The 15,943-nt window shown below is 44.1% G+C and carries 14 protein-coding genes and 1 other RNA gene; 13 read left to right on the top strand and 2 right to left on the bottom strand.

Going from position 1 to position 15,943, the window contains the following annotated elements; translation table 11 throughout:
• The first annotated feature begins 26 nt into the window (after positions 1–26).
• The 4 genes from HMPREF2780_RS05650 to HMPREF2780_RS05635 all read left to right on the top strand — a co-directional run bounded on the left by HMPREF2780_RS05650 (position 27) and on the right by HMPREF2780_RS05635 (position 4,759).
• Entirely contained in the window at positions 27–1,163 is a 1,137-nt protein-coding gene (locus tag HMPREF2780_RS05650; protein WP_096754883.1) for a LysM peptidoglycan-binding domain-containing protein, read from the top strand.
• Positions 1,164–1,279: 116 nt separating this feature from the next.
• Positions 1,280–2,764 (top strand): threonine synthase, encoded by a 1,485-nt coding sequence (gene thrC, locus HMPREF2780_RS05645; protein ID WP_105026343.1) that lies wholly within the window; start codon positions 1,280–1,282, stop codon positions 2,762–2,764.
• Between the two features lie 106 nt (positions 2,765–2,870).
• On the top strand, positions 2,871–4,148 hold the full coding sequence (locus HMPREF2780_RS05640; protein ID WP_105026342.1) for an MATE family efflux transporter: 1,278 nt from the start codon (positions 2,871–2,873) through the stop codon (positions 4,146–4,148).
• The gene (locus HMPREF2780_RS05635) at positions 4,145–4,759 is read left to right on the top strand and encodes an HAD-IA family hydrolase (RefSeq protein ID WP_105026341.1); all 615 of its coding nucleotides are present in this window, start codon (positions 4,145–4,147) and stop codon (positions 4,757–4,759) included. The genes HMPREF2780_RS05640 and HMPREF2780_RS05635 overlap by 4 nt, the downstream gene beginning before the upstream one ends.
• 47 nt (positions 4,760–4,806) lie before the next feature.
• Here the strand turns inward: HMPREF2780_RS05635 and HMPREF2780_RS05630 are convergent, their stop codons facing one another.
• Positions 4,807–5,283 carry a YcxB family protein gene (locus HMPREF2780_RS05630; protein WP_060553222.1) on the bottom strand — a complete coding sequence of 159 codons (477 nt, stop codon included), beginning with the start codon at positions 5,281–5,283 and terminating at the stop codon, positions 4,807–4,809.
• Positions 5,284–5,394: 111 nt separating this feature from the next.
• On the opposite strand from HMPREF2780_RS05630, the gene polA reads away from it, so the two are divergent.
• The 6 genes from polA (at position 5,395) to HMPREF2780_RS05600 (ending at position 12,259) form a co-directional block, all read left to right on the top strand.
• Entirely contained in the window at positions 5,395–8,037 is a 2,643-nt protein-coding gene (gene polA, locus HMPREF2780_RS05625) for a DNA polymerase I (RefSeq protein WP_061599074.1), read from the top strand.
• 355 nt (positions 8,038–8,392) lie between these two features.
• The gene (locus HMPREF2780_RS05620) at positions 8,393–8,830 is read left to right on the top strand and encodes a CoA-binding protein (protein WP_061599072.1); all 438 of its coding nucleotides are present in this window, start codon (positions 8,393–8,395) and stop codon (positions 8,828–8,830) included.
• A gap of 1 nt (position 8,831) precedes the next feature.
• The gene (locus HMPREF2780_RS05615) at positions 8,832–9,329 is read left to right on the top strand and encodes a kinase (RefSeq protein WP_061599070.1); all 498 of its coding nucleotides are present in this window, start codon (positions 8,832–8,834) and stop codon (positions 9,327–9,329) included.
• Positions 9,330–9,492: 163 nt separating this feature from the next.
• Entirely contained in the window at positions 9,493–10,125 is a 633-nt protein-coding gene (locus tag HMPREF2780_RS05610) for a DUF6287 domain-containing protein (RefSeq protein WP_105026340.1), read from the top strand.
• A 246-nt stretch (positions 10,126–10,371) separates the two neighbouring features.
• Positions 10,372–10,692: a hypothetical protein gene (locus tag HMPREF2780_RS05605; RefSeq protein WP_105026339.1), complete on the top strand. Its 321-nt coding sequence runs from the start codon at positions 10,372–10,374 to the stop codon at positions 10,690–10,692.
• Positions 10,693–10,792: 100 nt separating this feature from the next.
• Positions 10,793–12,259, top strand: coding sequence for an alpha-L-fucosidase (locus HMPREF2780_RS05600; RefSeq protein ID WP_105026338.1), 1,467 nt, complete (start codon positions 10,793–10,795; stop codon positions 12,257–12,259).
• 103 nt (positions 12,260–12,362) lie between these two features.
• On the opposite strand, the gene HMPREF2780_RS05595 is transcribed toward HMPREF2780_RS05600, so the two are convergent.
• Complete coding sequence (locus tag HMPREF2780_RS05595; protein WP_060553214.1) at positions 12,363–13,190, bottom strand: DUF975 family protein; 828 nt, start codon at positions 13,188–13,190, stop codon at positions 12,363–12,365.
• 139 nt (positions 13,191–13,329) lie between these two features.
• Between HMPREF2780_RS05595 and tgt the strand changes: the two genes are divergently transcribed.
• The 3 genes from tgt to ffs all read left to right on the top strand — a co-directional run bounded on the left by tgt (position 13,330) and on the right by ffs (position 15,206).
• Positions 13,330–14,472, top strand: coding sequence for a tRNA guanosine(34) transglycosylase Tgt (gene tgt / locus HMPREF2780_RS05590; RefSeq protein ID WP_060553213.1), 1,143 nt, complete (start codon positions 13,330–13,332; stop codon positions 14,470–14,472).
• A gap of 156 nt (positions 14,473–14,628) precedes the next feature.
• Positions 14,629–15,096 (top strand): tRNA adenosine(34) deaminase TadA, encoded by a 468-nt coding sequence (gene tadA, locus HMPREF2780_RS05585; RefSeq protein WP_061584821.1) that lies wholly within the window; start codon positions 14,629–14,631, stop codon positions 15,094–15,096.
• Positions 15,097–15,108: 12 nt separating this feature from the next.
• An RNA gene (gene ffs / locus HMPREF2780_RS05580) (signal recognition particle sRNA small type) lies at positions 15,109–15,206 on the top strand.
• Positions 15,207–15,943 lie beyond the last annotated feature (737 nt).

Raw genomic sequence — 15,943 nt, 5'->3', positions numbered from 1 at the left:
TGAATGAAGAAAGGTGTACTTTACTTATGAAAATCAATAAGAAAATGCTATTCGCTTCAACAGTAGCTTTGTCAGTGTTCCCATTGATTACAGCCAATGCTGAAGAGGAATCACAAAATTGGACAGCTAGAACAGTTGATCAAATCAAAGCTGATATTACTAGTAGCGAAAATCAACAGACTTATACAGTTCAATATGGCGATACTCTTGGAACAATTGCGGAAGCATTTGACTTGGATGTAAATGTTCTGGCTCATATTAACGCGATTGCTAATATTGATCTAATTTATCCAAATACAGTTTTAAATATTACGACAAATGATAAAAACGAAATAACTGGTGTAGAAATTACGAGTCCACAAGCGTCAAGAGCTGTAACAGAACCAGCTTCTGAGCTAGCTCCGGCAACTCCAGTTCAGTCTGAGGCAGCTCCGGCAGAAACTTCGGCTCCTTCAACTGAAGTAAATGCTGAAGCTCCAGCAGCCCCAGTGACTGAAGCTCCAGTGGCTCCAGCCCCTGCAGAAGGACCAGTATCTCCTGAGGCTCCAGCAGTTCAAGCAGAAGTCCAATCAGCTCCAGAAGTTGCTTCAAATGAAGTGGCACCTGCTGCGGAAGTGAGTGAACCACAGTCTGCTGAGCCTATCACTGCCCCAGCTGCTCCGGCAACCCCAGCTCAGCCTGAGGCAACTCAAGCAGAAGCTGTAACTCAAGCGGCCCCTCAATTAGACCAAGAGCAAGTTAACCAAGATGTTACTAATATTGAGTCACCAACCTACACTGCCCCAGCTGTAGCAACTCAAACAAGCAATAATGCTGCTAATGAAGGTTTGCGACCACAGACTGCTGCTTTGAAAGAAGAAATAGCAGCTAAATATGGCATTACAGAATTTAGTCTCTACCGTCCAGGCGATAGCGGAGATCATGGTAAGGGCTTGGCAGCTGACTTTATCGTTGGCAACAATACGGAGTTAGGAAATCAGGTTGCAGCTGATGTTACTTCTAACATGACCGGAAGAGGAATCTCTTATGTTATCTGGCAACAGAAATTCTATGCACCATTTGATAGCATTTACGGTCCAGCCAATACTTGGAACGAAATGCCAGACCGTGGTAGCGTAACTGAAAACCATTACGACCACGTGCATGTATCTATGAATGAATAAATAAGACAATTAAAAGCCCAGAAATGGGCTTTTTCTGATATTCTCTGTGAAAAAGCGAGAATTTTCTGATAAATTTTGGTATAATAAAGCGAACTATAGATAAAGGATGAGAGAGAATGACCTTAGTTTATCAATCAACACGCGACGAAAAGAATAGAGTAACAGCCAGCCAGGCGATTCTGCAAGGCTTGGCGACAGATGGTGGGCTCTTTACGCCCATTACCTATCCGCAGGTCGATTTGGACTTTGCCAAGCTCAAAGACGCTTCTTATCAGGAAGTAGCCAAGCTGGTTTTGTCTGCTTTTTTGGACGATTTTTCTGAAGAAGAGCTGGACTACTGTATCAACCATGCCTATGACAGCAAGTTTGATGATGCGGCGATTGCTCCCTTGGTCAAGCTGGATGGTCAGTACAATCTAGAGCTTTTCCACGGAGCGACCATTGCCTTCAAGGACATGGCTTTGTCTATCCTGCCTCACTTGATGACAACTGCAGCTAAAAAGCACGGCTTGGAAAACAAAATTGTCATTTTGACGGCAACTTCTGGTGACACAGGCAAGGCGGCTATGGCAGGCTTTGCGGACGTTCCAGGGACTGAAATTATTGTCTTTTATCCCAAAGACGGTGTCAGCAAGGTTCAAGAGCTGCAAATGACAACGCAGACAGGTGCCAATACGCATGTGGTGGCCATTGACGGCAACTTTGACGATGCCCAGACCAATGTCAAGCATATGTTCAATGACACAGACCTACGAGCTCGTCTCTTGGAGCACAAACTCCAGTTTTCATCAGCTAACTCTATGAATATCGGCCGCTTGGTGCCTCAGATTGTTTACTATGTCTATGCTTATGCTCAGCTAGTGAAGACGGGAGAAATCACATCGGGCGACCAGGTTAACTTTACAGTTCCGACAGGGAACTTTGGTAATATCTTGGCGGCCTACTATGCCAAGCAAATCGGTCTGCCAGTTGGCAAGCTAATCTGTGCTTCGAATGAGAACAATGTCCTGACGGACTTCTTCAAGACTCAGGTTTATGACAAGAAACGGAGCTTCAAGGTGACGTCTAGTCCGTCCATGGATATTCTGGTTTCCTCTAACTTGGAGCGTTTGATTTTCCATCTGTCTGGTAATAGCGCTGAGAAAACAGCTGCCCTGATGGCTGCCCTAAATGAGCATGGACAGTATGAACTGACAGACTTTGACGCTGAGATTTTAGAGCTCTTTGCGGCTGATTATGCGACAGAGCAAGAAACAGCTGCTGAAATCAAGCGGGTCTATCAAGCATCTGACTACATTGAAGACCCTCATACTGCCGTTGCGTCTGCTGTCTATCAAAAATACTTGGCAGAGACAGGTGATCAGCGCAAGACTGTTATCGCGTCTACCGCTAGTCCTTACAAGTTCCCAGTTGTGGCTGTTGAGGCTGTGACTGGCCAAACAGGACTTAGTGACTTCGAGGCTTTGGACCAACTGCACGAACTTTCTGGCGTAGCACTTCCACCAGCTGTGGATGGCTTAGAAACAGCACCGGTTCGCCACAAAACGACGGTTGCTGCAGACCAAATGCAAACAGCAGTCGAGGATTACTTAGGATTATAAAGTTTGCTTAGAAAGCCTAAAATCAGCTAGATATCTGGCTGATTTTTTCTTGAGATGTCCTATGGAAAAGTGAAGTAGCTTATGCTTAAAAGGAAGAATTTTCTTTATGACGACTTATAAAAAAATCATGAATATAGCCATGCCAGCTATGGCGGAGAACTTTTTGCAAATGCTCATGGGTATGGTAGACAACTATCTGGTAGCCAGTCTTGGGCTAATTGCAATCTCTGGTGTCTCGGTGGCCAGCAATATTATTACTATTTATCAAGCAATTTTTATCGCTTTAGGGGCTGCTATTTCTAGTCTCATTTCCAAGACTCTGGCTCAGGGAGACAAGGAAAATCTAGCTTTTCATACAACCGAGGCTATCAAGCTGACCTTGCTTTTGAGCCTTCTGTTGGGGCTGATTTCTCTACTCTTTGGCAGGCAGATGCTGGATCTTCTGGGGACAGAAAAGGCAGTGGCTGAAGCTGGGGGTCTTTATCTGGCTCTGGTTGGTGGGACTATTGTCCTGCTAGGCTTGATGACTTCTTTTGGAGCTTTAGTGCGGGTCACGCGCAATCCAAGATTTCCCATGTATGTCAGTCTTCTGACAAATGTGCTCAATGCTCTCTTGTCCGGTCTAGGGATCTACGTCTTTCAGCTTGGTATTGTCGGTGTAGCACTGGGAACCGTGCTGGCTCGATTGGTCGGTGTAGTCATTCTTTGGCGAGAGCTGGATTTTTTCACGATTCGCTGGAGCTGGGGCTTAGATGGAGAACTCTTGCGCTTGTCTCTGCCGGCTGCAGGAGAGCGTCTCATGATGCGGGCGGGTGACGTGGTGATTATCGCTATTGTGGTCGCCTTTGGTACGGAAGCAGTAGCGGGAAATGCTATCGGTGAAGTTCTGACTCAGTTTAACTATATGCCAATCTTCGGGGTCGCAACAGCAACAGTCATGCTGGTCGCCCATGCGGTTGGTGAGGGAGATTTGCAAGCGGTCAGTCTGATTCGCAAGCGTACCTTCTGGCTATCTTTTGCTTGTATGCTACCCGTGGCTCTAGGGATTTTTGCTTTTGGTCGGCCGTTGACCTCGCTCTATACGAACAATAGCGGAGCTATCACAGCCAGTCTGTTAGTCATCCTCTTCTCCCTACTGGGGACTCCCATGGCAGTGGGAACCGTGATTTACACAGCTCTCTGGCAGGGGCTGGGCAATGCTAGACTGCCCTTTTATGCCACAACTATTGGTATGTGGCTGATTCGCATCATATCAGGCTATTTGTTGGGTGTGACCCTTGGCTTGGGCCTTCCGGGGGTCTGGGCTGGGACACTCTTGGACAATGGCTTCCGCTGGCTATTTTTAAAGGTTTTATTTGACAGAAAAATGAGGGAAATCACATGACAACAGCGTTTATTTGGGATTTGGACGGCACCTTGCTGGACTCCTATGATGCTATTTTGGCAGGGATTGAGGAAACCTATGCTCACTATGATCTAGACTTTGACAGAGAAGGCATCCACAGCTATATCCTAAAGCACTCTGTCCAGAAGCTCTTGGAAAAAGTAGCGTCTGAGAAAGGTCTGGACGCTGCCGAGATGAATGTCTTCCGTGGAGCAAGCCTAAAGGAGAAAAATGCTCAGGTTCATCTGATGGAAGGAGCTGAGGAGATACTGGCTTGGGCTGAAGAGCAGGGCATTACCCAGTTCGTCTATACCCACAAGGGACTCAATGCCCATCAAATTTTACAAGACTTGGGTATTCATGACTATTTTACAGAAATCATCACAACAGCCAACGGCTTTGAGCGCAAGCCCCACCCAGAAGGTGTCGATTATCTGCTCGCGAAATATGGCCTGGATAAGAAGAAGACCTACTATATCGGCGATCGGACTCTGGATGTGGATGTCGCCGTCAACAGTGGCATCCAGAGCATTAACTTCTGTGACTACCGACCAGAAATCAATCAGAAAATAGAGAAGTTGTTGAATATCAAGCAACTATTTACAAGATAAAAAGCAGACTAAAACTGATCTACTATCAGTCTAGCCTGCTTTTTCTTTTACATATTTTCAATGTGAAGTTCTAACAAGAACTCAAGAGCTTCGGGAGTGCAGTTCTTTTTTTCAATTGCAAAACCAGTGTTCTCCCCTATCAAGATATAAAAATCTTGCTTTGTCATAATGACTTTGACAATATCATCATAGGTATAGTGAAATTCTCCACGTTTATTCTGAGCAACAAAAGACTCTCTGTCAAATATCAGAGTGACCTCCATGTTCTGAAATAAAGGATTTTTTTGATAGGCTCTCTTTATCTGATAATTCATGCCAAAATAGTACATAGAGGCGCAAATAGGGGGAGCCAATATGATAGATATTATCTTTTTCTCTAACGGACTGAACATTACGTAGGTGAACAGTCCGATTATCAGTATGATTATGTATAATACAAATCCTTTTCGTCGCACGAGAATAGCCCAAGAAAATCTTTTATAAACTTCTTCAGTCATAAGAGTTGTAATACGGATTGGAAACATCTCTTACCTCCTAGTTTTTATTATTATAACACAGAGGAGTAGTTAAAATCACTTTCTATTTTCCACACCGCCTTTTCTGTCTTTGTCCGCCTTTCGTGTTATAATAAACCTATGGAAAAAAAGAACAAATTATTATTAATCGACGGTTCGTCCGTTGCTTTTCGCGCTTTTTTTGCGCTTTACAATCAAATTGACCGTTTCAAGAGTCCATCGGGCCTGCATACCAATGCCATTTATGGCTTCCACCTTATGCTCAATCATCTCTTGGAGCGCGTGCAGCCGACCCATGTCCTAGTAGCTTTTGATGCTGGCAAGACGACCTTCCGGACCGAGATGTACGCCGATTATAAGGCAGGTCGGGCCAAGACACCGGATGAATTTCGTGAGCAGCTACCTTTTATCCGTGAAATGCTGAGCCACCTAGGCATTCACTACTACGACTTGGCTCAGTACGAGGCGGATGACATCATCGGAACCTTGGACAAGATGGCTGAAAAGACAGCTGTGCCTTACGATGTGACCATTGTCAGCGGCGATAAAGACTTGATTCAGCTGACGGATGATAATACAGTGGTGGAGATTTCCAAGAAAGGTGTGGCCGAGTTCGAAGAATTTACCCCAGCCTACCTCATGGAAAAGATGGGCATCACACCAGAGCAGTTTATTGACCTCAAGGCGTTGATGGGCGATCAGTCGGATAATATCCCTGGCGTGACCAAGATCGGTGAGAAGACTGGCCTCAAGCTCCTTTTGGAGTATGGCTCTTTGGAAAATCTCTATGAAAACATCGACCAGCTCAAGGCTTCCAAGATGAAGGAAAATCTGATTAATGACAAGGACAAGGCCTTCTTATCTAAGACCCTCGCAACCATCAATACTCAGGCTCCGATCGAAATCGGACTGGATGATTTGGTTTACAAGGGGCCACAGGTAGAGACCCTGAGCAAGTTCTACGACGAGATGGGCTTCAAGCAGCTCAAGGCTCAGCTAGGAACTGGTCAGGAACCAGTAGAAGTCAAACCAATTGAATTTACCAAAGTGACTGAGGTGACAGCGGATATGCTGGCACCAGAGCAATTCTTCTATTTTGAAATTTTGGGCGACAACTACCATAAGGAAGAGATTGTCGGTCTTGCCTGGGGCGATAGTCGTCAGATTTATGTCGGTTCCAGCGATTTACTGCAGCAGCCTCTCTTTCAAGAATTTTTGGCAAAAACAGCTCTAAAAACCTACGACCTCAAGCGGACCAAGGTACTGCTCAGTCATTACGGCATTGAACTACCAGCAGCCTCCTTTGATGCGCGCCTAGCCAAGTATTTGCTTTCGACGGTCGAGGATAATGAGCTGGCGACTATTGCTCGCCTCTACGGCCAAACAATTCTGCCGACTGATGACGAGGTTTATGGCAAGGGAGCCAAGCGAGCTTTGCCGGAGCAAGAGCAGCTCTTTGAGCATCTAGCTCGTAAGGTTCAAGTGTTGTTGGAAACAGAAGAGCCAATGAAAGACCAGCTCCGTTCCCACGATCAGCTGGATTTGTTGCTTGAAATGGAGCAACCGCTGGCCTTTGTCCTAGCTAAGATGGAGATTGCAGGGATCAAGGTTGAGCGGGAAACCCTGCAAGGCATGCAGGTGGAAAATGAAAAGACACTGGAAAGTCTAACGCAGGAGATTTATGATCTGGCTGGTCAGGAGTTTAATATTAACTCGCCCAAACAGCTGGGAACCATTCTCTTTGAAGATATGGGGTTGTCGCTGGAATACACCAAAAAGACCAAGACGGGCTACTCGACAGCGGTTGACGTACTGGAGCGTTTAGCACCGATAGCACCGATTGTGTCTAAGATTCTGGAATACCGTCAAATCAGCAAGCTCCAGTCCACTTATATCATCGGATTGCAGGAGGCGATAGCGGCTGACGGTAAGATTCACACTCGCTATGTTCAGGATTTGACTCAGACGGGCCGCCTGTCCTCGGTTGACCCGAACCTGCAGAATATCCCCGTTCGCCTGGAGCAGGGGCGCCTCATTCGCAAGGCCTTTGTGCCAGAGTGGGCAGACAGCGTGTTACTCAGCTCGGATTATTCCCAGATTGAGCTGCGGGTGCTGGCTCACATTTCGCAGGATGAGCATCTGATTGCTGCCTTTCAGCATGGAGAAGACATTCACACCGCTACAGCCATGCGGGTCTTTGGTATTGAAAAGGCAGAGGATGTGACGCCTAATGACCGCCGTAATGCCAAGGCTGTCAACTTCGGAGTAGTCTATGGCATTTCCGACTTTGGACTGGCCAATAATTTGGGAATTTCCCGCAAGGCTGCCAAGGACTACATTGAGACCTATTTTGAGCGTTTCCCAGGAATCAAAAATTATATGGAAACGATTGTTCGCGAAGCGCGTGATAAGGGCTATGTAGAGACTATTTACCATCGTCGTCGTTCTTTACCGGACATCAATTCCCGCAACTTTAACATCCGAAATTTTGCGGAGCGCACAGCCATTAACAGCCCCATCCAAGGATCGGCCGCAGACATTCTCAAAGTCGCCATGATTAATCTGGATCGAGCTCTGACAGAGAAGAATTTCAAGTCGCGCATGCTCTTGCAGGTACACGATGAAATCGTGCTGGAAGTGCCCAATGACGAGCTAACAGCCGTCCGCCAGCTAGTCAAAGAAACCATGGAAGCCGCGATTGAGCTAGCCGTTCCACTAGTGGCTGATGAAAATGCCGGCCAAACTTGGTACGAGGCAAAATAAGATATCAAGGGCGTAAAACACAAAGTGAAAAGAGAAAGCTGACGCAGCATTCGATGAATGCGAGGAAGCTTGTCTTTTTCACACAGTGTTTAGCCCGGATTAAATTAAGCATACAAAATTAACAGAACAACTAAATGGTAACGGTATCAGGAGAATATATCTATTTTCCAAGGTTTTAGCTCGTGTTCAGTTTAAGATATCAAGGGCGTAAAACACAAAGTGAAAATAGAAAGCTGACATAGCATTCGATGAATGCAAGGAAGCTTGTCTTTTTCACACGGTGTTTAGCCCGGATTCAGTTAAGACGCAAATACTGTAAAACTATCTAGCTTTATTATGAATGAGGAGGAAGTCTATGACTTATCATTTTCAAAATCCCAGTGATGCCATTGTCAAGCATTATCTGGAAAACAGCAAGGTGATTGCTGTTGTTGGTCTGTCAGACCGTGAGGAAACGACCAGCAACCGCGTGTCCAAGGAGATGCAGGAGCGAGGTTATCGCATTATCCCAATCAATCCTCGGGCAGCAGGCAATCGGATTTTTGGTGAAACTGTTTATGCCAGTCTCAAAGACATTCCTTTCCCGGTGGATATTGTCGATGTATACCGTCGCAGTGAGTTTTTGCCAGATGTAGCGCGTGATTTTCTGGAAGCAGATGCCAAGATTTTCTGGGCACAGTTGGGCTTGGAGAGTGAGGAAGCTGAGCAGATTTTGCGGGCTGCCGGTCGAGACGATATTGTCATGGACCGTTGTATTAAACGCGAGCATACCCGCTTGATTCTGGGCGAATAAGATGGCCAAGTTAGTCATCATTCGTGGAAATTCCGGCTCTGGCAAGTCTAGCCTAACCAAGAAACTACAGGCTCACTACGGTCGAGGTACTCTCTTGATTGCGCAGGATACGATTAGACGGGACATGCTCAAGGAAAAAGTCGAGCCGGGAAATTTGTCTATTGACCTGACGGAGACACTGGCCCACTTCGGCTACGAGCATGATTTGCTGGTTCTGGTTGAAGGGTTTTATGAGACAGACATTTACGGACAGATGCTAGAACGGTTGAAAAAAATCTTCGCTCCGCAGGTCTTTGCTTACTACTATGACCTATCCTTTGAAGAAACTGTCCGCCGCCATCAGACCAGAGCTAAACAAGAAGAATTTACCCCAGCCGACATGAAGCGCTGGTGGAAAGACCGAGACTTCTTAGCCTGGGAAGAGGAAGTCTTTTTCACAGATGAGGATTCGCTTGAGACAGCTTTTCAGCGAATTTGTCAAGATTTAGACGGATTTTAATCTTTACCCAATTTTAAAAGTGACATTTCAGTTTAAGTGTCACTTTTTTTGTAGTCTCCTATTTAAATTTAAAATATAATCAAAAAACTATTGACATATATATTACAAAAGATTACAATTAAATTACAAAATATTTCTTTTGTTACAAAAAGGAGAATATGTGATGAAAACTATAAAATTTACTCTTTTAGTTGTTATGTCTTTAGCGACTTGCTTCTTTCTCAGTGCTTGTGGGAATAAGCAAGAAAGTGCAACCAGTAGCTCAAGCAAGGTTACTCAGACTACCAAATCCAGCGAAAAATCGGAAACATCATCCACAAAGGAAAAGGCTACGGCCAACTCAAGTAGCCAGGATTCTAAAGCTAATCAAATAGATACGGGCAACTCAAGCAAGCAAGATGCCAATACTAATCAAAAAGAAGCTACTACAACTCAGATGGCTACAGCAAGCATGGATATTCAGGCTATTGCTGGTGGTGATTTTTCCAGTGTAGCAGGAACTTGGACCAATGATTTGGGTGATCAACTGACTTTTAAGGCAGATGGCACTAGTATCTTTAAGAAAAACGATGGTAAGGAAATTGCAAATAATACATTGTATGACGGGAAGATCCAAGATGGGAAATATGTAGTTGGTTTTGGCTATGCGAGCGCGGGTAGTAGTGATCCCTTATTCTTTATTCCTAAAGGTGCGCCTATGCCTGTCACAGGGAATGAATGTCCGAAAGAACAGCTACAACTAGGTAGTGATTCTACCTATGCAGCCCAACATCCATACTACCGAGTGGCAAATTAGTAAATGATGTGTATCTGTGAAAACAACTAATTGCCTGCAAAATGATCCTATTCATAGATGCAAAGACAAAGAAGGTTGAACATTGATTCAGCCTTCTTTTTTCTGGTTCATTTTTTGAGTTCCTCTTATAAATGAGTCTTTTGGAAATAGAGTTTTTTGCTCAAAACATCAAATATCATAGTGACATTCATGTCCTGTTTTGAGCAAGGGGAAGTCGGTATAATCTCAGTAGAAGGAGGAAAAACAATGCTTCCAAAAAAACTAGCAGAAACACCACTAGGTCTTACAACGATCGCTTTATATGATCATCAAGGCCAGTTATTAGCACGTTTTCAACGTTTGATATCAGAGGGGCAGGAAGGTATTTTTATTGAAAATATGACAGAGGGCATGATTTTTTATCGTGTTTGCAAAAATGGAAAACCGATTATGATCCCGCTTTTTTATGCAGGAGAAAAAAAGGTTCTCTATTTTCAAGATTACCATCATGTCAAGCAAGAGGATGAGATAACCCTACTACCTCATACGGAAGAGTATATTTTTGATGGCAGTGAATATGATGGATAAGCAAATCTAGAATCATTTTTGCTAAAATAATCTGTTTAATTTCCAAAAAACTGGTAGAATAAAAGAAAGCGTTTTAAAAGAAACTAATGAGGCAGTAGTAATGAAGATTAGCTTAGAAGAAATCAAAAAAGTTGCCAATCAAGGGCCTTTCTATCCAGACTGGGATTCTCTTGCGACCTATCAGGTGCCCAACTGGTTCAAAGGAGCTAAGTTTGGGATTTTTATCCATTGGGGGCTTTATAGTCTACCGGCTTTTGGGAGTGAGTGGTATTCTCGAAATATGTACATCCAAGGTACTGCCGAGTTTGAACATCACGTCAAAACCTATGGGTCCCACAAGGATTTTGGTTATAAGGATTTTATCCCTCTATTTACTGCTGAAAAATTTCAGGCAGAGGAGTGGGTACAGGTATTTAAAGAGGCTGGGGCGCGCTACATCTTTCCAGTAGCTGAGCATCATGATGGTTTCCAGCTTTATGAAAGTCAGCTCTCACCTTTTAATAGTGTGGAAATGGGGCCAAATCGGGATATCTTACAGGAGTTAAAGCAGGCAGCAGATCAAGCCCATCTTCATTTTTGTACTTCTTCCCATCGGGCTGAGCATCATTTTTTCTTTTCACATGGGAAAGAATTCGATAGTGACATTGCTAAGGAAGTCAGCCGAGATGAACTTTATTGGCCAGCCATGCCAGAGCCAGATCACCATGATTTATTTGGTCAGCCCTATCCTGATCAAGAATTTTTAGATGATTGGCTCTTGCGGACCTGTGAGCTTGTCCGAGACTATCAGCCAGAGATTTTGTACTTTGACTGGTGGATTCAACATACAGCCTTTAAAGAACATTTGAAACTTTTTGCGGCTTATTATTATAATTTGGGAGCTGCGACCGGTAAGCCGGCTAGTATTTGCTACAAGCACGACGCCCTGGCTTTTGGCTCTGGGATTGTCGAGATGGAACGCGGTGGCTTTGCGGAGATACAGCCTTTCACTTGGCAGACAGATACAGCTATCGCACGCAATTCTTGGGGCTACACAGAGCAGCTGGATTATAAATCTGCTAAAGAAATCATCCAAACCTTGATCGATGTAGTTTCTAAAAATGGGAATCTCCTGCTCAATATCGGACCTAAAGGAGACGGTTCGATTCCTGAGAGAGATCAGGCTATCTTAAAGGAAATAGGGACTTGGCTGGAGGTGAATGGGCCAGCGATATATGACTCCTATGCTTGGAGACAATTTGGAGAAGGGCCGACACAGCCGGCTAGTGGACCATTTTCTGATGGTGATACCGTAACCTATACTCATCAAGATTTCCGTTTTACAGCCAAGGAAGGTTCTGTTTATGTATTTGCAATGGAGCCGGCTATGGATCACTGGCTGACAGTAGAAGCCTTGGCAGATGAAAGGGAAAATCCCGCCTCTCGTTTACACGGTATTATAAAAAGTGTCTTCTTGCTGGGCTATGAAAAAGCACTGAAATGGGAGCAAACTTCTCAAGGTTTACGGATATTCTTGTCTGAAGTTGAGACTAATCTGCCATTGGTCTTTAAAGTCGAGCTGGCTTAAAATAGCGTACAAACAAAAAGCACTTCTGCCTTATGAACTACCCCCAATCGGTTAGATTTACTGTCTAACTTTTTGGGGTCAGTACACTCAAGCAGAGGCGCTTTTATTTTTTCAGGGCTTTTAATTGCTCATAAAAGAGGACGGAGCTGGTATGGATATAGGGAATAACATAGATTCCAGCAAGACCAAGGGTCAGAAACATTAAAATCTGCCAGCCGATAAAGCTCACATCCAGCATAAAACGTTTGTCTTTGTATCCCTTCATCATAAGCCGGCTTTGACGAAGGACTTGAAGCGGACCTTGGTAAGTTCCTTCTTTAAGTTGATCGTAAAGAATAAACTCAGCTTGCGAATAAGCATAACGCTGAGGAAGGGAGATAATCAAGCCTAGAGTAACGAGAAGCAAGCCCAGAAACAGAGAAGGCGAGTAGTTGCTAATCTGCTGAATAGCTTGATCAGACAGTTGATTATTAGGAGCTTGATTGTAGATATAGAGGATGCGGTAGCTCGTAAATATAGAAATGACAGAGCCAACCCAAAGTAAAATACTCCAACAAAATAAAATCAGGCGCTTGCAAAACAAAGTAAGTACAAGGGGAGTAAAGATTTGATTGGAAAAAGCACGCAGAGAGTCCGAAAACTTCAACTGTTCAGTTTGTCTGCGCAACAAATCAATTAAAGCATAGGACGCTGAAATGATAAAAAGAGAGATGACGAAATTGATAACTTGAGAGAAAAGACCGCGACTAACTTCAAGATAGAAAGCCTGTTTTAGATCAACTGACGCGAAATACTCCATCAAATCCTCTTGCGAATCACCCAAAAAATTGCTAAGCAACAAGATCATAATCGGGATGAAAAAGAGAAAGAGAATTCCTGGTATTTTTCTCTGTAGGAGACGGGCTTCAGCCCTTAGTTGACGTAAATTCATAAAAACCTCCAGTAATGCTATCTATTATATCATACCCCGTGACAGACGGGGCTTTTTTTGATAAAATCATACAGTATCTTGTGGAATCTTCCACAAAAAATAAGATCTGGGACTGTCTTTCCCAGCATCGGAGGTAAAAATGTCAGATTCACCGATTCAATATCGATTGATCAAAAAAGAAAAACACACAGGTGCCCGTTTGGGAGAGATTATCACACCTCACGGGACCTTCCCAACGCCTATGTTTATGCCGGTTGGCACTCAGGCGACAGTCAAGACCCAGTCCCCTGAAGAGCTCAAGCAAATGGGGTCGGGTATTATCTTGGCCAATACTTACCATCTCTGGCTACGGCCGGGAGATGAGCTGATTGCCCGTGCAGGTGGTCTACACAAGTTCATGAACTGGGACCAACCTATTCTGACCGATAGTGGTGGTTTCCAGGTCTATTCTCTAGCTGATAGTCGCAACATCACAGAAGAAGGGGTGACCTTCAAGAACCACCTCAACGGTTCCAAGATGTTCCTCTCACCAGAAAAGGCCATCTCCATCCAGAACAATCTGGGGAGTGATATCATGATGTCCTTTGATGAGTGCCCGCAGTTCTACCAGCCTTATGATTATGTCAAGAAGTCCATTGAGCGGACCAGCCGTTGGGCAGAGCGTGGACTAGAGGCCCATAGTCGTCCGCATGACCAAGGCCTCTTTGGTATTGTTCAGGGTGCTGGCTTTGAAGATTTGCGCCGCCAGTCTGCTCAAGACTTGATCAGCATGGATTTCCCAGGCTACTCTATCGGAGGACTGGCTGTTGGTGAGTCTCACGAAGAGATGAATGCGGTGCTGGACTTCACAACACCAATGCTACCTGAAAATAAGCCTCGCTATCTCATGGGAGTGGGAGCTCCAGATAGCTTGATCGATGGTGTTATCCGTGGTGTGGATATGTTTGACTGTGTTCTACCAACTCGCATTGCCCGAAATGGTACCTGTATGACTAGCGAAGGACGATTAGTCGTTAAAAATGCTCAGTTTGAAGAAGATTTCACGCCATTGGATCATAACTGTGATTGCTACACTTGTACCAATTACACGCGGGCCTATATCCGACATTTGCTCAAGGCTGACGAGACCTTTGGACTTCGCTTGACAAGTTACCACAATCTTTACTTCTTAGTAAATCTTATGAAGAAAGTTCGCCAAGCTATTATGGATGATAACTTGTTAGAATTCCGTGAAGATTTTATGGAGCGCTACGGCTATAATCGATCCAATCGGAATTTCTAAAAAACTTTAAGTTTTCTTTAAGTAAGGGAGTTTATGATATACCTATCCTAAAATTTTTCATAATCTCCTAAAAAGTCGCCAAGATTCTTGGTGGCTTTTTTTGGCTCTAAACATTATAATAGAGCAGAAGAGAATTTGAAAGATAACAGAAAATCTATGAACTATAGTCAAGAAGAAAAAGAATATTTTATGCAGGAGGCTTTGAAAGAGGCCAAAATTGCTTTAGAAAATGACGAGATTCCTATCGGTTGTGTCGTCGTAAAAGACGGTCAGATTATTGGTCGTGGGCATAATGCACGTGAGGAGTTGCAGCGGGCGGTTATGCATGCGGAAATTATGGCAATAGAAGAGGCGAATCAGCATGAGAATGGTTGGCGCTTGCTGGATACAACACTTTTTGTGACCATTGAACCCTGTGTCATGTGTAGCGGAGCAATCGGTTTAGCGCGCATTCCCCATGTTGTCTACGGAGCAGCAAATAAAAAGTTTGGAGCAGCTGGCAGCCTTTATGATATTTTGACAGATGAGCGTCTTAACCACCGAGTAGAGGTGGAGACAGGTGTTCTCCAAGAAGAGTGCGCTCAAATCATGCAAGATTTTTTCAGAAATCGTCGCCAAAAGTAAAAAAATATGATATACTATTCATGGAGCAACAGTTTTGCGTGAAGCGGGTCAGGGGAGGAATCCAGCAGCCCTAAGCGATGTAAACTGTGTGCTCTTTTCTATTGCTCTTAATGAGTCAAGCCTGCAAGGCGCAGATGAATCTTAGAGCAATGGATGCAGTTTTTCCCGTAAGGGAAAAATCTGTAAACCGTATAAAAATCCTTAACGAATCAACTCCGAAGGAGGAAGATGAGTTTAGAGACATTGACGCAGTTTGAGCGAAGCGAGAACTACGTTCCGAAATGCGGTGAATCAAGTCCAAAGGACGCAGATGAACTTAGGTAGATTGATGAAGTTCGAGCCAAGCGAGAACTAGGTTCCGATGTTGAATGAGTCAAGCCTGCAAGGCGCAGATGAATCTTAGAGCAATGGATGGGAGTGGAACAGAACTTATGTTCGTAGTTCCACCCCCGCAAGGCTGATTAGGCTTTCTTCTAAACTTATAAAGTGAAAGAAGAGCCAATCAGCTACTGCGTTAAATTGCTGGACTAATATTTAGTTAAGATGGAAGTAAGTCAATACTTGTAAACCCTATAAAGATTCTTAGTGAATCAAGTACAAAGGACGCAGATGAACTTAGGTAGATTGATGCAGTTTGAGCTAAGCGAGAACTAGGTTCTGATTAGAAAGCCTTATTTGTGAATTTTTCAGATAAGAAAATATACAAGAAATGTTCTGGTCTAGGAGAGGATCCTAGGCTTTTTTCTAGGAAGAGGAATTCTAAGCGGAGCAGGAGAAATTCAGGCATTTACGCAAACGATTGCCTTGAAGTGCCTATTAGGTTTTGCTAATTTGTAAAAAAATAAAT

It is taken from the genome of Streptococcus sp. HMSC062B01, assembly GCF_001811085.1.
GTDB classification, from domain to species: domain Bacteria; phylum Bacillota; class Bacilli; order Lactobacillales; family Streptococcaceae; genus Streptococcus; species Streptococcus gordonii.
Note: the sequence above shows the minus strand (reverse complement) of the source record. Positions and strands in the feature narration are given on the sequence as shown.